Source organism: Lentzea californiensis (assembly GCF_024648825.1).
In the GTDB taxonomy this organism is placed as follows: Bacteria; Actinomycetota; Actinomycetes; order Mycobacteriales; family Pseudonocardiaceae; genus Lentzea; species Lentzea californiensis.
In genome coordinates, this window is the sequence record NZ_JANBBE010000002.1 from 380,284 (window position 1) to 397,415 (window position 17,132).

Annotated in this window: 23 protein-coding genes; 14 read left to right on the forward strand and 9 right to left on the reverse strand. The window is 69.6% G+C overall.

What is annotated here, in order from left to right:
• Nucleotides 1-18: 18 nt before the first annotated feature.
• Both LX88_RS12705 and LX88_RS12710 read right to left on the reverse strand, forming a co-directional pair.
• A complete protein-coding gene (locus LX88_RS12705; protein ID WP_258947969.1) occupies nt 19-435 on the reverse strand; it encodes an antibiotic biosynthesis monooxygenase in 417 nt (138 codons plus the stop codon).
• A 23-nt stretch (nt 436-458) separates the two neighbouring features.
• Nucleotides 459-1,238: a carbon-nitrogen hydrolase family protein gene (locus LX88_RS12710; protein WP_258947970.1), complete on the reverse strand. Its 780-nt coding sequence runs from the start codon at nt 1,236-1,238 to the stop codon at nt 459-461.
• Nucleotides 1,239-1,280: 42 nt separating this feature from the next.
• Here LX88_RS12710 and LX88_RS12715 point away from each other — a divergent pair, with 42 nt between their 5' ends.
• On the forward strand, nt 1,281-2,780 hold the full coding sequence (locus LX88_RS12715) for an ABC transporter substrate-binding protein (protein WP_258947971.1): 1,500 nt from the start codon (nt 1,281-1,283) through the stop codon (nt 2,778-2,780).
• On the opposite strand, the gene LX88_RS12720 is transcribed toward LX88_RS12715, so the two are convergent.
• The gene (locus LX88_RS12720; RefSeq protein ID WP_258947972.1) at nt 2,773-3,264 is read right to left on the reverse strand and encodes a hypothetical protein; all 492 of its coding nucleotides are present in this window, start codon (nt 3,262-3,264) and stop codon (nt 2,773-2,775) included. The two genes, LX88_RS12715 and LX88_RS12720, sit on opposite strands and share 8 nt — an antisense overlap.
• A 10-nt stretch (nt 3,265-3,274) precedes the next feature.
• Nucleotides 3,275-3,763, reverse strand: a complete 489-nt coding sequence (locus LX88_RS12725) for a hypothetical protein (protein ID WP_258947973.1) — start codon at nt 3,761-3,763, stop codon at nt 3,275-3,277.
• Between the two features lie 27 nt (nt 3,764-3,790).
• Here LX88_RS12725 and LX88_RS12730 point away from each other — a divergent pair, with 27 nt between their 5' ends.
• Nucleotides 3,791-4,912: an aminotransferase class V-fold PLP-dependent enzyme gene (locus LX88_RS12730; RefSeq protein ID WP_258947974.1), complete on the forward strand. Its 1,122-nt coding sequence runs from the start codon at nt 3,791-3,793 to the stop codon at nt 4,910-4,912.
• Here LX88_RS12730 and LX88_RS12735 read toward each other — a convergent pair.
• Nucleotides 4,896-6,191, reverse strand: a complete 1,296-nt coding sequence (locus tag LX88_RS12735; RefSeq protein WP_090067540.1) for a M14 family metallopeptidase — start codon at nt 6,189-6,191, stop codon at nt 4,896-4,898. The two genes, LX88_RS12730 and LX88_RS12735, sit on opposite strands and share 17 nt — an antisense overlap.
• 133 nt (nt 6,192-6,324) lie before the next feature.
• Here LX88_RS12735 and hisD point away from each other — a divergent pair, with 133 nt between their 5' ends.
• Genes hisD through LX88_RS12755 form a run of 4 tightly spaced genes read left to right on the forward strand, consistent with a single transcriptional unit; the run spans nt 6,325 to nt 9,495 of the window.
• Nucleotides 6,325-7,641 carry a histidinol dehydrogenase gene (hisD, locus tag LX88_RS12740; RefSeq protein WP_258947975.1) on the forward strand — a complete coding sequence of 439 codons (1,317 nt, stop codon included), beginning with the start codon at nt 6,325-6,327 and terminating at the stop codon, nt 7,639-7,641.
• Nucleotides 7,638-8,744: a histidinol-phosphate transaminase gene (locus LX88_RS12745; RefSeq protein WP_258947976.1), complete on the forward strand. Its 1,107-nt coding sequence runs from the start codon at nt 7,638-7,640 to the stop codon at nt 8,742-8,744. Before hisD ends, LX88_RS12745 begins: the two co-directional genes overlap by 4 nt.
• On the forward strand, nt 8,741-9,340 hold the full coding sequence (gene hisB / locus LX88_RS12750) for an imidazoleglycerol-phosphate dehydratase HisB (protein WP_090067543.1): 600 nt from the start codon (nt 8,741-8,743) through the stop codon (nt 9,338-9,340). The genes LX88_RS12745 and hisB overlap by 4 nt, the downstream gene beginning before the upstream one ends.
• Entirely contained in the window at nt 9,340-9,495 is a 156-nt protein-coding gene (locus LX88_RS12755; protein WP_258947977.1) for a CG2302 family histidine operon protein, read from the forward strand. The genes hisB and LX88_RS12755 overlap by 1 nt, the downstream gene beginning before the upstream one ends.
• Here LX88_RS12755 and LX88_RS12760 read toward each other — a convergent pair.
• Both LX88_RS12760 and LX88_RS12765 read right to left on the reverse strand, forming a co-directional pair.
• The gene (locus LX88_RS12760; protein ID WP_258947978.1) at nt 9,492-9,635 is read right to left on the reverse strand and encodes a hypothetical protein; all 144 of its coding nucleotides are present in this window, start codon (nt 9,633-9,635) and stop codon (nt 9,492-9,494) included. The genes LX88_RS12755 and LX88_RS12760 overlap by 4 nt on opposite strands.
• Before the next feature lie 302 nt (nt 9,636-9,937).
• Nucleotides 9,938-10,462 carry an RNA 2'-phosphotransferase gene (locus tag LX88_RS12765; protein ID WP_258947979.1) on the reverse strand — a complete coding sequence of 175 codons (525 nt, stop codon included), beginning with the start codon at nt 10,460-10,462 and terminating at the stop codon, nt 9,938-9,940.
• Nucleotides 10,463-10,516: 54 nt separating this feature from the next.
• Here LX88_RS12765 and LX88_RS12770 point away from each other — a divergent pair, with 54 nt between their 5' ends.
• Nucleotides 10,517-11,392, forward strand: a complete 876-nt coding sequence (locus LX88_RS12770) for an alpha/beta fold hydrolase (RefSeq protein ID WP_258947980.1) — start codon at nt 10,517-10,519, stop codon at nt 11,390-11,392.
• Here the strand turns inward: LX88_RS12770 and soxR are convergent.
• Nucleotides 11,336-11,782 carry a redox-sensitive transcriptional activator SoxR gene (gene soxR, locus LX88_RS12775; RefSeq protein ID WP_258948243.1) on the reverse strand — a complete coding sequence of 149 codons (447 nt, stop codon included), beginning with the start codon at nt 11,780-11,782 and terminating at the stop codon, nt 11,336-11,338. The genes LX88_RS12770 and soxR overlap by 57 nt on opposite strands.
• A gap of 74 nt (nt 11,783-11,856) precedes the next feature.
• On the opposite strand from soxR, the gene LX88_RS12780 reads away from it, so the two are divergent.
• The 7 genes from LX88_RS12780 to priA all read left to right on the forward strand — a co-directional run bounded on the left by LX88_RS12780 (nt 11,857) and on the right by priA (nt 16,405).
• Nucleotides 11,857-12,519 carry a thiamine pyrophosphate-binding protein gene (locus tag LX88_RS12780; protein ID WP_258947981.1) on the forward strand — a complete coding sequence of 221 codons (663 nt, stop codon included), beginning with the start codon at nt 11,857-11,859 and terminating at the stop codon, nt 12,517-12,519.
• Nucleotides 12,519-13,412: a transketolase family protein gene (locus LX88_RS12785; protein WP_258947982.1), complete on the forward strand. Its 894-nt coding sequence runs from the start codon at nt 12,519-12,521 to the stop codon at nt 13,410-13,412. Before LX88_RS12780 ends, LX88_RS12785 begins: the two co-directional genes overlap by 1 nt.
• A gap of 68 nt (nt 13,413-13,480) precedes the next feature.
• Nucleotides 13,481-13,654 (forward strand): hypothetical protein, encoded by a 174-nt coding sequence (locus tag LX88_RS12790; RefSeq protein WP_258947983.1) that lies wholly within the window; start codon nt 13,481-13,483, stop codon nt 13,652-13,654.
• 8 nt (nt 13,655-13,662) lie between these two features.
• The gene (locus tag LX88_RS12795) at nt 13,663-14,475 is read left to right on the forward strand and encodes a hypothetical protein (protein WP_258947984.1); all 813 of its coding nucleotides are present in this window, start codon (nt 13,663-13,665) and stop codon (nt 14,473-14,475) included.
• Nucleotides 14,476-14,485: 10 nt separating this feature from the next.
• On the forward strand, nt 14,486-15,121 hold the full coding sequence (gene hisH / locus LX88_RS12800; RefSeq protein ID WP_258947985.1) for an imidazole glycerol phosphate synthase subunit HisH: 636 nt from the start codon (nt 14,486-14,488) through the stop codon (nt 15,119-15,121).
• A complete protein-coding gene (locus LX88_RS12805; protein ID WP_258947986.1) occupies nt 15,118-15,702 on the forward strand; it encodes a hypothetical protein in 585 nt (194 codons plus the stop codon). Before hisH ends, LX88_RS12805 begins: the two co-directional genes overlap by 4 nt.
• The gene (gene priA, locus LX88_RS12810) at nt 15,674-16,405 is read left to right on the forward strand and encodes a bifunctional 1-(5-phosphoribosyl)-5-((5-phosphoribosylamino)methylideneamino)imidazole-4-carboxamide isomerase/phosphoribosylanthranilate isomerase PriA (RefSeq protein WP_030477030.1); all 732 of its coding nucleotides are present in this window, start codon (nt 15,674-15,676) and stop codon (nt 16,403-16,405) included. The genes LX88_RS12805 and priA overlap by 29 nt, the downstream gene beginning before the upstream one ends.
• On the opposite strand, the gene LX88_RS12815 is transcribed toward priA, so the two are convergent.
• Entirely contained in the window at nt 16,371-17,072 is a 702-nt protein-coding gene (locus tag LX88_RS12815; protein ID WP_258947987.1) for a Clp protease N-terminal domain-containing protein, read from the reverse strand. The genes priA and LX88_RS12815 overlap by 35 nt on opposite strands.
• Nucleotides 17,073-17,132: the final 60 nt, after the last annotated feature.

Here is a 17,132-nt window from a genome sequence, read left to right on the forward strand (position 1 = left end):
GACTGTCGCGGACGAGACTTACGGGACACGCCCTACCGGCCGGTACCGCTCGACGCTCACGTGCTGGACGCCGGGGAAGTTCTGCACCCGGCGCCAGTCGGCCGTCGGCGAGCCGACTCCGCCGCCGCGGCCCGACAGCGCGTCGACGTGGTCCTGCTCGCTGACCCACTCCGCGTAGTTGATCACGCGCCTGCCGTCCTCCCGGATGTGGAAGGCGGCGGAGATGCCGCCGGGATGGGGGTTCGGCTCGCTGGCGAGTGCCACGAACACCGAGTCGACCCACGCCCGCGCGGTGGCCTCGCTGTCGGTGTCGACGGTGACGAGCACGACGCAGCCGGGCTCCCGGCGGTCCCGAGGGTCGCCGGAGCGGTAGAGCGTGAAGCCGTCGAGGTCCTTGCGGTCGCGGACGAAGCCGGGCAGTTCGGGAAGTGTCATGTCCCCGATCCTGTGGTCTCGACCTAACTGGAGGTCAAGCGCCGGTTCGCCAGCACCGGCAACACTTCGCGTGCCTGTGCCACCACGTCGGGATCCAGGTCCACGATGGTGTCCGAGGGCTGGTCCGACAGCTGCACGACCACCTTCCCGAACGGGTCGGCGACGGTCGAGTAGCCGATCCCGGTGGGCGCCGATGACCCGAGATCACCGGGATAAGCCTGCCCACAGGCCACGACGTACGACGTGCAGTCCAACGCGCGCGCCCGCACCAGCAGCTCCCACTGCTCCTTCTTGCCCGGCCCGGCGCCCCATGAGGCCCCGACCAGCACGGCGGACGCACCCTTGTCGGCCAGCGCGCGGAAGAGCTCGGGAAAGCGGATGTCGTAGCAGGTGGCGACGCCCAGCGTGACGCCGTCGACCTCGAACGTCACCACGTCGGACCCCGGCGCGACCGTGCGCGACTCCTGGAACCCGAACGCGTCGAACAGGTGGATCTTGTCGTAGCCGGCGTGGACGTCCGGCCCGGTCACCAGGAGCGTGTTCGTCACGCGGTCACCGGAGGGCGTGAACATGCCCGCCACCACCACGACGTCGTGCTGCACTGCGATCTCGTGCACCGCGGACGCCCACGGACCGTCCAACGGCTCCGCGACGGGTCCGAGAGGCACGCCGAAGCGGCACATCGTCGCCTCGGGCAGCAGCACGACCCGCGCACCCTCGGCCCTGCGCACCGCGTCGCGGACGAGCTCCAGGTTGGAGCGGGGATCGGTGGTCGAGCTGATCTGACTCACGGCGACGCGCATGGGGATCAACTGTAGGGTCCTGACCGGATAGGGTCTAACACCGTGCGTTCCCCACTGCTCCTAGTCGTGTTGCTGGCCGTCGCGGGCTGCACCGAGACCCCTGCACCCCGCCCGGACGGTGGGCAGAACGGCACGTCGATCGTGCTGGCGGACCGCGACGAGCCCACGACGCTGAACCCGCTGCTCGGCTACGGCGCGCAGGGTGTGTCGAAGATCTACGACGGGCTGGTCGAGCACCGCCAGGACGGGTCGCTGACCCCGCGACTCGCGGCCGATCTGCCGCAGCCGTCGGCGGACGGCCTGAGCTGGACGGTGAAGCTGCGCGGCGACGTGAAGTTCACCGACGGCAGCACGTTCGGCGCCGAGGACGTCGTCGCCACCTACACGGCAGCGCTGCGGAACCCGGTCAAGGACAGGTTCAGCACGCTCAAGGGCGTCGAGCAGGTCGACCCGTCGACGGTCCGTTTCACCCTCACGCAGACGCAGGCGGCGTTCCCGCACCTGCTCGTGCTCGGCGTCCTGCCCAGCGAGCAGGCGAACCCGGACGGTCAGCCGGTCGGCACCGGCCCGTACAAGGTCACCGAGTGGAAGAAGGGCGACCGGCTGCTGCTGGAGTCCAACGAGGGCTACTTCGACGGCGCGCCCAAGGTGAAGAAGGCGACGATCGTCTTCGTCACCGACGACAACCAGCGCGCCGGCCGCATGCAGGCCGGCGAGTTCGACGGCACGGTGCTGCCGCCCAAGATCGCCACGCAGTTCGCCGCCAGGTCGGGCCTGCAGGTGAACTACCACCGCAGCGCCGACTACCGCGCCGTGCGGCTGCCCGCGGCCAACCCGGTCACCGGCAACGCCTCCGTCCGGCTGGCGCTGAACTTCGCCGCGAACCGCCAGGGCATGATCGACAGTCTGCTCGAGGGCAAGGGCACCATCGCGTACACGCCGGTGCCGGACGCGCTGGCCGAGGTGTTCGACCCGACCGCGAAGTTCCGCTTCGACAAGTCCGAGGCGACGCGGCTGCTCGACGTCGGCGGCTGGGTGCCCGGCGCGGACGGCATCCGGGTCCGCGAGGGCGTCGCCGCCCGTTTCACGCTGATGTACCCGCTGGGCGACGACCTGCGCGCGGACCTGGCCACCGCGTTCGCGGCCGACGCCAAGGCCGTGGGCGTCGACGTGCAGCTCGCCGGCCTGTCGTGGGAGGCGATCCGCCCGCGCATGGCCCAGGACGCGCTGCTCTACGGCGAGGGCTCGCCGTTCGACCCGGACCTGATGCTCTACGACCTGCGCGGCCAGGGCAGTCCCGCCGCCGACGCCGCGCTCGAGAACGGCCGCAGGCTGATCGACCCGGCGCAGCGCGCGGTGGCGTACAAGCTCTTCCAGCAGGCGTTCGTCGCCGCGCCGTCGATGGCGGTGCTGGTCTTCCCCGAGCACGCGTACGTGATGCGCGACTCGTGGAACGGCTACCAGCCGGTGGTCGACCCGAACTCCTACGGCGCGCTGGCCTGGGGTCCCTGGTGGAACCTGGAGAACTGGGAGCCTAAGTAGTCCGGGCGTTGATCTCGCGGACGGCCTTCTCCGGCTCGTCCGCCCAGAACTCGACGCGCTCGACCCGCTGCACGCCCGTCTTGCCGAGGTCGACGAGCTGCGGCTCGTGGAACGGCACGGACACGTTCGTCCTGGTCAGCGACTGGATGACGAGCGCGTCACCGATCACCTCGACGCTGCGCTGCCCCTTGTGGGTGCGCTCGGCGATCTGGGCGGGGCCGAGGTCCGCGGTCGGGATGCGCCAGTCGAAGAACCCCAGCTGCCGCAGCCGCAGCTCGTCGTCGGAGACGGTGTGCGGCTGCTTGGTCAGCACGTAGAGAGCACCCACGCACACCACCGCGTTCAGCACGCCCAGGACGAGCAGCGTGATGAGCAGCCACGGGATGTCCAGGGCGAACGCGACCAGCGCGACCCCGACCACCGTGATGATCAGGAACCGCACGTACCGCGGCTTCATGCGCTTGCCGTAGGGGATCTCCACCATGCGGGTGAGCCTATTTTCGCAGCGCGCGAACCATGCCGCCGGGGTCGTCGGTCCAGAACTCGACCTTCGTCACGTCGTGCGCGCCGCGCCGGCCCAGGTCGGCCTCCTGCGGTTCGTTCAGCCGCAGCGAGACGTTGGTGGAGCCGGAGATCTCCAGCACGAGCGTTCCGTCCACAACGGACCGCGTGCGGTGCAGCGTCCGGCTCGTCGCGCCCTGCGTCACGTTCTCGATGGCCGCCAACGGAATCCGGTACTCGAACTCACGCGCGTACCGCAGCCACAGGTACTCGTCGTCCACCGAGTGCTGGAACTTGGAGAGCATCCAGATCTGCCACCCCAGCAGCGCCGCGCCCACCACACCGAACACGAGCAGCACGGCCCGCAACCAGAACCACGGGATGATCAGCTCCACGAGCAGGACCTCCAGCGGTGTCACCACGATGAACACCCACAGGAACGGCTTCACCTGCGCGCTGTAACCGAAAGTCCGAGCCCCCATGACGTCGATGGTGGCACAGTGGAGCGGGTGAGCGACCTGATCTTCCTGGACAGCGCCGGTTCCTCGATCCCGCCCGCCGAGGTGGTGGACGAGGTGATCGGGCACCTGCGCAGGGAGACCGAGATCGGCGGTTACCGGGCCGCCGCGGAACGGCGTGACGACGTCGAGGCGGGGTACGGAGTGCTGGCCGAGCTCTTCGGCTGCGCACCGTCCGAGGTCGCGTTCACCGACAGCGCGACCCGGTCGTGGCTCACGGCTTTCGACGCCGTCCCGCTGGAGGAGGGCGACCGCGTCCTCGTCACCGAGGTCGAGTACGGCGGCAACGCGGTGCCGATGCTGCGCCGCGCCGAGGAGACCGGCGCGACGATCGAGGTCATGCCGTCCGACTCGCACGGCCGGCTGGACGTCGACGCTCTCGACCTGGACGAACGGGTCAAGCTGATCTCGCTCGTGCACGTGCCCACGAACGGCGGTCTGGTCAACCCGGTCAGCGAGGTCACGGCGAAAGCTCACGAGGTAGGCGCGCTCGTGCTACTCGACGCCTGCCAGTCGACCGGCCAGATCGACCTGTGCGGCCTCGACTACGACATGCTCGTCTGCACCGGCCGCAAGTGGCTGCGCGGGCCGCGGGGGACTGGTGCGCTGGTGGTGCGCGACGAGGTGCGCCGCAGGCTCAAGCCGCGGCTGATGGACCACAGCGCCGCCGAGTGGGTCGCGCCCGACCGTTACGAGCCGCGAGACGACGCGCGGGTGTTCGAACTGTGGGAGTACAGCGTCGCGGACCGGCTGGGTCTCATCGCCGCCGTGAAGTACGCGCTGGCCAAGGGCTTGGACGTGATCGAGGCCGAGGTCCAGGAGCGCGCCCGGCGTTTGCGCGAAGGCTTGGGCGCCATGGACGGCCTCACCGTTCACGACCTCGGCGAACGGCGGTCCGGCATCGTCACGTTCACGAGCGACCGGGTGCCGGCGACGGAGCTCAAAGACCGGCTGTGGCAGGAGGACGTCGCCGTGACGGTCTCCCAGAAGGGCTCGACGCTGATCGACATGACCCGGCGTGGCCTGGACGAAGTAGTGCGGGCCTCCCCGCACTACTTCGTCACGCCACAGGAGATCGATCAGGCGCTGGAGAGGATCAGCAGGTCTGGTTGATGACCCGCTTCACGCAGTCCGAGTAGCTCATGAACAGGTCGACGGCGCGGTCGTTGCGCGACGTCTGCGCCGCGATGACCGTGTCGCGCGGGTAGAAGCCGTTGAGGCCGCCGCTGCTCGGGTACATCTCGAAGGTGTAGGCCCAGATCTTGTGCTGGCCCCACATCCAGTCGTCGCTGCTGCCGTCGGTGATGTACAGGTCGCTCGCCTGTTCCGGCGTGTAGCCGTTGGTGGCGGCCATCTGCCGGCCGAGCGTCTGGAACGCGCGCGCCTCGTCCGCGTTGAGACCGGTGTCGGTGTCGTTGCGGGTGTAGCCGTACGGCCACAGCACGAGCTCCGAGAACGAGTGGAAGTCGATGAACGTCTTGATCTGCTGGGTGCCACCGACCACGCGCGAGTTCACGAAGTCGCGGATGCGGGTGGTCTCCGGTGCGGAGAACGCCGACGGGCCCCGGTAGGTGTCCGACGTGCTGCTGCCGCTGGAACCGCCGCAGCAGCCCCACTTGTAGCCCCAGTTGCGGTTGAGGTCGGTGCCGTTGCCCTGGCGGTTCTTGCGCCAGCCGCGGAACGAACCGGTCTCGATGTCGTACTCGGCACCGTCCGGGTTCATCATCGGGACGATCCAGACCTCGCGGCTGTCGACGAGGTTCTTGATCGCGGAGTTGGCGTAGTTGTCGGTGTAGCGCTTGATGATCTGCAGGCACTGCTCGACGGTCAGGTGCTCGCGGGCGTGCTGGCCGCAGACGAGCAGCACCTCCGGCTCGCTCTCGTCCGAGGTCACGTTGTCACTGACCTTGAGCGCCCAGATGTCCCGGTTCTGGTAGCTCTTGCCAATGCTGCGCAGGCTCGCGAGACTCGGGTGGTCGCGGACGGTCTGCTGCAGCTCCGCGGTCGTCTCCGCGAAGTTGTGGTAGCCGGTGTAGCCGGCCGGGAAGTCCTGCGTGCCGATCTGACCGGGCGCGGGATCGGAGAACTGGACCTTGCCGAGCTTCTTGAGCTCCTGCTCGAAGTCGCCCAGGTACTTGATCGGAAGTCCCGTCGCCTGCAGGGCGCGGTACTGGGACTTGTCCGCCACGACCGAGACCGTGGTGAGCTTGGTCGCACCGAGCACGTCGACGCCGATCTGGGCGACCTGGGTGCGTTCGGCGGACGTGTTGGCGGTGACCTCCAGCAGATAACGGCCGGAGTCGGCGGTACTGGGTGTCGCCATGCCCGCGACCAGCACGGGCAGACAGATGGCGAGCACTGCGGCGATCTTGCCGCGGCTCTTGCTGAACATCTTTCCTCCATCATCAGCAGGGGTTTGCGACGGAGTGGTGCTCGACCGAGCGTGGCCGTGCTGTCACACGCTGAGGTAGCGCCGATAGCGGGCTGACCGTTGACAGATTTCCGCAGGAACTAGGCTGTCGGGCATGCTCAGCCGCATCGACCTGCGAGGTCGCACCACGACTCCCGCCCAGCTGCGCGCCATCGTGCCGCGCGCCGAGGTCGACGTGGACGCTGTGCTGCATCACGTGCGCCCGATGGTGGAGGCGATCGCCGACCGCGGCGTCGAGGCCGCACTGGAGTACACCGAGAAGTTCGACGGGGTTCGTCCTGCTTCTGTCCGTGTGCCCGCTTCGGAGATTTCGTCCGCTTTGTCCTCGCTGGACCCGGCCGTGCGCGAGGCGTTGGAAGAGGTCATCGCGCGCACGCGGCGCGTGCACGCCGACCAGCGCCGCACGGAGACGACCACCCAGGTCGTGCCCGGTGGCACCGTGACGGAGAAGTGGGTGCCGGTCGCGCGCGTCGGGCTGTACGCGCCCGGCGGCCTCGCGGTCTACCCCTCGACGGTCGTGATGAACGTCGTGCCCGCGCAGATCGCCGGCGTCGAGTCGCTGGTAGTGGCCTCGCCGCCGCAGGCGGAGTTCGGTGGCCTGCCGCACCCGACGATCCTCGCCGCCGCCGCGTTGCTCGGCGTCGACGAGGTCTGGGCCGTGGGAGGCGCGCAGGCCGTGGCGCTGCTGGCCCACGGTGGCGTGGACACCGACGGCGCCGAACTGGCCCCGGTCGACATCGTCACCGGACCCGGCAACATCTACGTCACGGCGGCCAAGAGGCTGCTGCGCGGCCTGATCGGCATCGACTCCGAGGCCGGTCCGACCGAGATCGCGATCCTCGCCGACTCGACGGCCGACCCGGTGCACGTGGCCGCGGACCTGATCAGCCAGGCCGAGCACGACCCGCTCGCGGCGTCGGTGCTGGTGACGGACTCCGCCGAGCTGGCGGACGCGGTGGACACCGAGCTGGAGCGCCAGATCGGTTCGACCAAGCACACCGAACGGATCCGCACGGCGCTGGGCGGCAAGCAGTCCGCCACCGTGCTGGTGTCCTCTGTGGACGAAGGCGTCCGGGTCGTCGACGCGTACGCCGCCGAGCACCTGGAGATCCAGACGCGCGACGCGCGTGAGGTGGCCGCGCGGATCCGGTCCGCGGGCGCGATCTTCGTCGGGGCGTACGCACCGGTGTCGCTCGGCGACTACTGCGCCGGCTCCAACCACGTGCTGCCGACCGGTGGCTGCGCGCGGCACTCGTCCGGGCTGTCCGTGCAGACGTTCCTGCGCGGCATCCACGTGATCGACTACTCCGAGGAAGCACTGCGCGAGGTGGCGGACAAGGTCGTCGCGCTGGCCAACGCGGAGGACCTGCCCGCGCACGGGCAGGCCGTCACGGCGAGGTTCGCCCGATGAAGCCCGTGATCGGTGCGCGGGTGGAGCTGACCGACCTGCCCCTGCGCGAGGACCTGCGCGGCCGCACGCCTTATGGCGCGCCGCAGCTCGACGTCCCGTACCGCCTGAACACCAACGAGAACCCGTACGCGCCGACCGACGCGCTGGCCGCCGACGTCGTCGCCGCGGTCGCGGAGATCGCCGGTGAGCTGCACCGCTACCCGGACCGCGACGCGGTGGCGTTGCGCGAGGACCTGGCGGCGTACCTGTCGGACGCGACCTCGGTCCCGCTGACGTCGGAAAACCTCTGGGCCGCCAACGGTTCCAACGAGATCCTCCAGCAGATCCTGCAGGCGTTCGGCGGTCCGGGCCGCGTGGCGCTGGGCTTCGAGCCGTCGTACTCGATGCATCCGATCATCGCGGCCGGCACCCGCACCGAGTGGTCGCCGACCCCGCGTCGTTCGGACTTCTCGCTGGACGTCGAGAAGGCCGCCGCGATCATCGCGGAGACACGGCCCGACGTCGTCTTCGTGACGTCGCCGAACAACCCGACCGGCCAGTCGATCCCGCTGTCCGACCTCCGTCTGCTGATCGCGTCCTCGACGGGGATGATCATCGTGGACGAGGCGTACGCGGAGTTCTCCCCGCAGGAGAGCGCGATCAAGCTGCTGGACGAGTTCGGCTCGCGCCTGATCGTCTCGCGCACGATGTCGAAGGCCTTCGCGTTCGCCGGCGGCCGCCTCGGCTACCTGGCGGCCGCTCCGGCCGTGGTCGACGCCCTGCAGCTGGTCCGCCTGCCGTACCACCTGTCCGCACTGACGCAGGCAGCCGCGAGGGCGTCGTTGCGCCACGCCGAGGAGACGCTGGGTTCGGTGGCCCTGCTGGCCGCGGAACGTGACCGCGTCTCGTCCGAGCTGGCGGCCCTGGGTTTCCAGGTCGTGCCCTCGGACGCGAACTTCGTGCTGTTCGGCTGGTTCGAGAGCGCACGTGAGGTCTGGAAGTCCTATTTGGACCACGGCGTGCTCATCAGGGACGTCGGAATCGCGGGTCACCTGCGGGTGACCATCGGAACGCCCGAGGAGAACGACGCTTTCCTCGCGGCCAGCAAGGAGGTCAGCCGGTGAGTCGTGTCGGCAAGGTGGAGCGCACCACCAGGGAGTCGTCGGTCTACGTGGAGATCGACCTGGACGGCACCGGCCAGGTGGAGATCAGCACGGGCGTGCCGTTCTACGACCACATGCTCACGGCGTTCGGCGTGCACGGCTCGTTCGACCTGATCGTCCGCGCCACGGGTGACACGCACATCGACGCCCACCACTCGGTCGAGGACATCGCGATCGTGCTGGGCCAGGCACTGCGCGAAGCGCTGGGGGACAAGAAGGGCATCCGCCGCTTCGGCGACTGCTGGATCCCCATGGACGAAACCCTCGCGCACGCCGCGGTCGACGTCTCGGGCCGCCCGTACACCGTGCACAAGGGCGAGCCGGAGCAGTTCAACAGCTTCGTGATCGGCGGCAACTACCCGTTCGTGCTGAACAGGCACGTCTTCGAGTCGCTGGCCTTCCACGCCCAGATCGCACTGCACGTGCGAGTCGAGTACGGCCGCGACCCGCACCACATCGCCGAAGCCGAGTACAAGGCCATCGCCCGCGCCCTGCGCGTCGCGACCGAGCCCGACCCCCGCGTCGCCGGCGTCCCGTCGACCAAGGGCGTTCTCTGATGCCGAAGGAAGTGGTCGTCATCGGCCTGCTGGCCCTCGCGGGCTTCCTGGCCGGTGGCGTCTACACCACCTGGAAGACCGCCAAGGTCCTGGCGGTCATCCTGCTGGTGCTGCTCCTGGTGGCGGTCGGCGGCGCCGTTCTCTGGCTGCTCTAGCCCTTGCGGGCGAGCACCCACTGGAACGTCGCCGGGTCCGGCTCGTGCATGGTCACCAGGTCGTCGACGACGATCTCCAGGTGCCGCGCGACGAGTGCGCGGTTCTCGGCGGGGGTGTTGCTGGCGAAGAACATCTCCACGCCGAGCCAGTTCTCGGTGGTGTCCGGCGTGCCGGTGCCGAGCGAGGCCAGGAACAGGCCGCAGGGCTTCAGCCACCGTGCGATCTCCGCGATGAGCGAGGGCTGCTCGGCGCGCGGGGTCAGTCCGATCTACCTGCGCGACAGGCCGATGCCGAGCACGTCGTGCCGTTCAGCGAGCTTCCTGTCGCGCGGTACACCCCCGCCACAGCTGAGTTCGAGAACCCTCGCCCCATCGGGCAGCCGTCAGTTGAATTCGCCGAGGTACCGCGGCCGCGGATCGTAGCCGTCCTCGACGGTCCACTTCACGCCGTGGCCAGGTAACGGGCCGGCACGTGCTGCGCGAGCCACACGCCGTTCGCGCTGAGCCGGAACTCGTGCCCGTCCGCGTGCATCGCCCCGGCGTCGACGGTCAGGATCAACGGCCGCCCCCGCCGGGCCCCGACGCGTCGCGCGGTCTCGCGATCAGGCGAGAGGTGAACGTCGTGGCGTGACATGGGCCGCAGACCGTCGCGCATGATGTCGTCGAGGTACTGCGCGACGGTGCCGTGGAACAGCTGGTCCGGCGGGACCGCGGTAGGCAGGCCGAGGTCGACCTCGACGCTGTGGCCCTGGTTCGCGCGGATGCGGTCGCCGTCGATCGTGAAGCGCTTCTTGTCGTTGTGGTCGACGACCTCGCGCAGGTCGGTCTCGGAGATGCCGAGCGCGTTCAGGAGGTCGGCCACCGGCACCCAGCCCGAAGGGTCGAGGGTGAGGCCGACGCGCTCGGGCTGGTGCCGGAGCGCTTTGGACATCCGCTTCGAGAGGCGGATCATTCGTTCGTCTTCCATTTCTCCATCAGGAAACCACAGCGCGTCCACCGGTTTTGCGGTTTCATGGGCTGGATGTGGCGTGAGCGGCGGGTTCCGGGCGAGACCGAGATCTTCGTGGCCTGGCGGGAGGGCGGCCGGGACCGGACGTTGCTCGCGATCCACGGCGGCCCCGACTGGGACCACAGCTACCTCCGCGATCCGCTCGAGCGGCTGGACTGCCGGCTGCTGCTGCCGGACCTGCGCGGATGCGGCAGGTCGGGGCGAGCGGCGGAGTACCACCCGGACGGTGTGGTGGAGGACCTCGTGCGGGTGCTCGACGCGTTCGAGGTCGAGCGTGCGGACGTCCTCGGCCACTCCTACGGCGGCATGGTCGCGCAGCGGTTCGCCATCACCCACCCGGAGCGGGTGCGGAGCCTGATCGTGTCGGGCAGCAGTGTCCTGCCGGTGCCTCCGGACGCCTTCGGCGGATGGGCTGAGCGGGACGAGGTCATGGCTGACCAGGAGGACCCGTGGCAGCGCGAGGACCTGACGCCGGAGCAGTGCGTGCGGGCGGACGCGTTCGCGGCCGTCGAAGCCAACGTCCGCCGTGCCGCGCGGATACCGGGCTACCTGCAACGGCTGGGCCGGGTGCGGTTCGGCGCGGAGTGGGTGCGGCAGCTCCAGACCGCCGGCCTGGTCTCACCCCGGCTTCCCGACGCCGCGCGCAGCATCGCCGGCCTCGACGTCCCGGTGCTCCTGTTACACGGACGGCAGGACATGACGTTCCCGGTCTGCCTGGTCGAGCCCACCCTCGGCCTGATCCCGCGGGCGAGTGCCGTGGTCCTGGAGAACGCGGGCCACATGCTGCACGTCGACGACCCGGACGGCTATCTGCGCGCGGTGCGGGAGTTCCTAGATGGTGCCGCCCTCGACGGCGGGCTTGAGCTGGGGAGCACCCGGCCCGTGTGAGGCCTGCTCGTCGTCGATGTTCTGCAGGGCGCAGCTGCGCAGCGACAGGCAGCCGCAGCCGATGCAGCCGGTGAGGCGGTCGCGCAGGCGGTACAGGGCGTCGATGCGCGCGTCGAGTTCCGACTTCCACGAGCGGGAGAGGCGTTCCCAGTCGGACTTCGTCGGCGTGCGGTTGTCCGGGAGCTGGGCGAGGGCGTCGCGGACGTCCTCCAGGGTGAGGCCCACGCGTTGCGCGGTGCGGATGAACGCCAGCCGGCGCAGCACCGAGCGCAGGTAGCGGCGCTGGTTGCCCGCGGTGCGGACCGACGTGATCAGACCCCTGTCCTCGTAGAAGCGCAGGGCCGTGTGGGGGACGCCGCTGCGCTCGGCGACCTGGCCGATGGTCAGCATTTCCGGCAACTTGCTCACCGGATCATGGTAACCCGCTTGACCTCCAGCTTGGTCGAGGTTGAACAGTTGTTGCCATGCAACGGATACCAGAGCTCTTCGCGAGGATGACCGGGGACGAGAAGCACGAGTGGGCTGCGGCTTCCACGATCGACGTGCTCTGGGTCCTCTACGACAAGGTCCTCAACGTCACGCCCGCGACGGCCGACGACCCCGATCGCGACCGGTTCCTTCTGTCCAAGGGGCACGGGCCGATGGCGTACTACGCCGTGCTCGCGGAGAAGGGGTTCATCGACGAGTCCACTTTGGACGACTGGACGTCGTGGGACAGCCCGCTCGGCCAGCACCCCGACCGCGTGCTCGTGCGCGGCGCGGAGATCAGCAGCGGCTCGCTCGGCCACGGGCTGCCGATCGCGGTCGGCACGGCGCTCGGGCAGCGGGTCGCCGGCAGTCGTGGCCGCACGTTCGTGCTGGTCGGAGACGGTGAGCTGGACGAGGGCAGCAACCACGAGGCGATCGCCGTGGCGGCGCGGCTGCAGGTCGCGAACCTCACCGCGATCGTGATCGACAACCAGTCCGCGATGTACGGCTGGCCCGGTGGCATCGCGCGGCGGTTCGCCGTCGAGGGGTGGCAGACCGCCGAGATCGACGGTCGTGACCACGAGGCCGTCTTCACCGCACTGACCGCGCCGCACGATCGCCCGTACGCGGTCGTCGCCAAGATCGAGAAGAGCTGTTGATGACCACCATGCGCCAGGCCTTCGTCGAGACGGTCAACGACGAGATCGCCGCCGACCCGCGGATCGCCGTGGTGACCGCGGTGATCTCCAGCAACGAGTTCCCGCAGGAGAACGAACGCGTCGTGGACGTCGGGATCCGCGAGCAGACCATGGTGGGCGTCGCGAGCGGCCTGGCGCTGGCCGGGCTCCGGCCGGTCGTGCACAGCTACGCGCCGTTCCTGGTCGAACGGCCGTACGAGCAGATCAAGCTCGACATCGGGCATCAGGACGTCGGCGCGGTGTTCGTGAGCATCGGAGCGTCCTATGACGACCCGGCGTGGGGCCGCACGCACCAGTCACCGGGTGACGTCGCGTTGTTCGACACGCTTCCCGGCTGGACCGTGCACGTGCCCGGACATCCGGACGAGGTCACGCCTTTGCTCCAGCGGGCACTGAAAGACGACAACCGGGTCTACATGAGGCTTTCGCTGCACGAGAACACCCAGGCGTATCCGGTGGGCGGGGGATTCACGACGGTCCGGCACGGAAAGCGCGGCGTCGTGCTCGCCGTCGGGCCGATGCTCGACCGCGTGCTCAAGGCCGTCGATTCCGAGAACGCCGACGTCACGGTGCTGTACGCGGCCACGGTACGGCCGTTCGACGCGAACGGGCTGCGCACGGCCGTGCAGAACACCGACCACGCCGACGTGATGGTGGTGGAGCCGTACCTGGAGGGCACTTCTTCTCATCTCGTATCGGAGACACTGCAACAAATCCCGCACCGCATTCGTTCTACAGGTGTCAAACGACACGCAGAGCTCCGCAACTACGGCACGGCTGAAGATCATGACGCGGCACATGATCTCGACGTGGTGGGGCTGGGGAGTGCTGTGCGGAGTTTCTTCAGGGGGTGAAGAAATGTTCGCGGTCATGGGGGATGACTGGACCGGTGCGCCTTCTCGCGCCGTTTAGAGATGATGCGGTGGCACGATCAGGCGTGTTCCTGATCGTGCACACCCCAGGAGTCTTCGCATCGGATGACCGGTGGATCGGTCTGGTGTGGACGGAGGGTGTGGAGCCGTCCGGCGCGTCGGCGCGTTCCGGTTCGCGCCTTCCGGGCATGTCCGCACGGGCGCCCGAGGCGGACCAGGAATGATGTTGGTCGTGAGAATGCTGATCTGGACCCCGTTGAACGCCGCCGAGCTGCAGAAGTCCATGCACAGCGGCAACGTGGGCCCCGCGGCGCTGGTCCCGGTGCAGCCCGGCACGGTGCTGCTGCCTCCGCCGGGCACCAAGCTCAGCGAGGCGGCGTACATGACGAACAGGGTGCGCAAGATCGGGCGCGGTGCGGCCCTGGCCGTGTGGAACGACGAGGCGGCGCTGCTCTACCTGTTCACCACGTCGCTCGGCCGCGCCTCGATGTGGGGACCGCGCGAGGCGGTGCTGCGGTTGTCGGCGCAGGCGAAGCAGTCGGGGCCGGTCGGCCAGTCCTTCGACCGCGCCACCGCCGGCATGGTCGACCTCCGCGAGAAGGAGAAGTGGCAGCTCGACGCCATCGACAAGCTCACCGCGCTGTACCCGGCGGCCGGGCGCAAGGGCCCGCTCGAACGCATCCGCGACTTCGGGAACGGCCGTGCGGCGATCCCGGACTTCTTCCGCGAGGCGGGGCTGCACGAGGTCGCGCGGGTGGCCGAACTCACCGGGGAGGGCAGGGCGGACGGCGTGCTGCGGACGCTCGAACCGCCGCGCGCGCAGCTGTGGCCGCTCTGGCTGATCTTCCCGCTGATCGTGCTGTCGGCGGCGATGACGGTGATCTTCGACGTCCCGGCGGTCGTGTACTACCTCGTCGTCGTTCTGCTCCTCGCGGCGCTGGCCGGGCTGCTGGTCGTGCTCAGGCGCCGGCTCGTGCGCACGAAACCGATCAACACCGTGCTGCCGGTCATACCGGTCACGCAGGGCGCGGTCCCGACCGACTAACCTGGTGGGCGTGGCACGTGTCGTCGTACTTGACTATGGATCCGGCAACCTGCGCTCCGCCGAACGCGCGCTCCAGCGGGTCGGCGCCGATGTCGAGGTGACGTCGGACCATCGGGCCGCCCGTGAGGCGGACGGACTGGTCGTGCCCGGCGTCGGCGCGTACGCGGCGTGCATGGAGGGCCTCAACTCGGTGCGGGGCGCCCGGATCATCGGTGAGCGCCTCGCCGGCGGCCGTCCGGTGCTCGGCATCTGCGTGGGCATGCAGATCCTGTTCGAGCGCGGCATCGAGCACGGCGTGCTGACCGAGGGCTGCGGTGAGTGGCCCGGCACCGTCGAGCGGCTCGAAGCGCCGATCGTGCCGCACATGGGCTGGAACACCGTCCGCGCGCCCGAGGACTCGAAGCTCTTCGCCGGCCTCGACAAGGACACGCGGTTCTACTTCGTGCACTCCTACGGCGTGCGCCGCTGGGAGCTGGAGCCGGCCGAGCACCTCAAGCCACCGCTGGTGACGTGGGCGGACCACGCGGGCGACGAGTTCGTCGCGGCGGTCGAGAACGGCCCGTTGTGGGCGACCCAGTTCCACCCGGAGAAGTCCGGCGATGCCGGCGCCCACCTGCTGCGGAACTGGTTGACCACCTTGTCGTGATCACACGACTGCTGACCGCGCGGCCGCACCTCGACCGCGTGGCCGGGTTCGTGCTGCAGGACGAGCCGTTCCACCACGGCGCGCGCTTCGCCGCCGTCGAGTTCTCGGCTCAGCAGATCAGGAACACGTTCCCGGACAAGAAGGTCGTGCTGATCGAGGCGGGCGTCCGGGTCGACGACACCTTCACCGCGCCCGCCGCCGTCGACTGGGTCGGCTTCGACGAGTACTGCGTCGGACACGAGGCCCTGGACGCGCGCATGACCGAACTGGCGCAGCGCGCGCCGGGCAAGGAGCTGTTCCTGATCCCCGAGGCCGCGCCGCAGTCGTGGTGCGCGGACAGGACCGACGCGGACCTCGAAAGCACCCAGCACCTGTACCTGGCGCTGGCACGGCAACACCCCGCGTTCGCCGTGATCATGGTCTTCGGGCCGTGGACGGGCGTCGAACCTGCCGCGACGGGCCCGGGCACGCCGGTCCCGTCGAAGTTCCCGCGGACCACGAGGGCCAGGAGCGCGTGGCCGCCCTCGTGCTGGGGGACGCTAGGCTGCTCGGGTGACGTTCACACTCCTCCCCGCTGTTGACGTGGCCGACGGTCGTGCCGTCCGGCTCGTGCAGGGCGAAGCCGGTACCGAGACGAACTACGGCGAGCCGCTCGACGCGGCCCTGCAGTGGCAGCGCGACGGGGCGGAGTGGATCCATCTCGTCGACCTCGACGCGGCGTTCGGCCGCGGCTCCAACCGCGAGCTGATCGCCCGCGTCGTCGGCGAGCTCGACGTGAAGGTGGAGCTGTCCGGCGGTATCCGCGACGACGCGTCGCTGGAGGCCGCCCTGGCCACCGGCTGCGCCCGCGTGAACCTGGGCACGGCCGCGCTGGAAGACCCGGAGTGGTGCGCGAAGGCGCTGGCCGCGTACGGCGAGAAGATCGCGGTGGGCCTCGACGTCCGCATCACCGAGCAGGGCCACCGGGTCAAGGGCCGCGGCTGGACGTCGGACGGCGGCGACCTCTGGGAGGTCCTCGACCGGCTCGACCGCGACGGTTGCACGCGTTACGTGGTCACCGACGTGTCGAAGGACGGCACGCTGACGGGCCCGAACCTGGAGCTGCTGAGCGAGGTCTGCGCCCGCACCGACGCCCCGGTGATCGCGTCCGGCGGCGTGTCCACTGTGGACGATTTGGTCGCGCTCTCGAAGCTGTCGCGCGACGGCGTCGAGGGCTCGATCATCGGCAAGGCCCTGTACGCCGGCGCCTTCACGCTCCCGGAAGCACTCGCTGCGGTCCGTTGACCACGGCGTCCACGTGAGCGGCCGCGGCCGCGTGCGTCACACCCGTGGTGTGCAGCACGTCGGCCGCGGTCCCTTCGGCCTCCAGCAGCACGCCGAGCAGGATGTGCTCGGTGCCGATGAACATGTGGCCCATCCGTAGCGCCTCGCGCACGGCCAATTCCAGGGCCTTCTTGCAGTGCGTCGTGTAGGGCTGCTTCTCTGGCCGTTGCTTCGCCTCGGAGTCGAGCCGGTTGAGGGTCGCGATGCGCGTGCTGCCGTCGCCCGACTCCAGCTTCGCGATGGTCTTCGCCGCGAGCCCGGCCGACTCGTCGAGCAGCCCCAGCAGCAGGTGCTCGGTGCCGATCCGCTCGCTGAACCGCGCGTGGTGCCTCGCCAGCGCGATGACCCGCCTCGACCGCTGGGTGTAGCGCTCCGTGCTCGGCTTGCTGAGCTCCGGCGACTCCCTGGGTACGAACCGCTTCTGCGCGGCCTGCTTCGTGACGCCGAGGCTCTCGCCGATCTCGGCCCAGCTCGCGCCGCCCCGCCGCGCCTCGTCCACGAAGTGGCCGATCAGGTGGTCGCCGAGTTCGCTGAGCTGCCCGCTCATCTCGACCGCCTTGGCCAGGCGCAGGAGAGCGTCGTCTGCTTCTTGAGCGACCGTGACGATGAGGTCGGTCAACTGGATCATGCGTCAACTCTAGGTTGACGATAAGTGACGGGTCAACCTCGGGTTGACGCTCAACCTGGA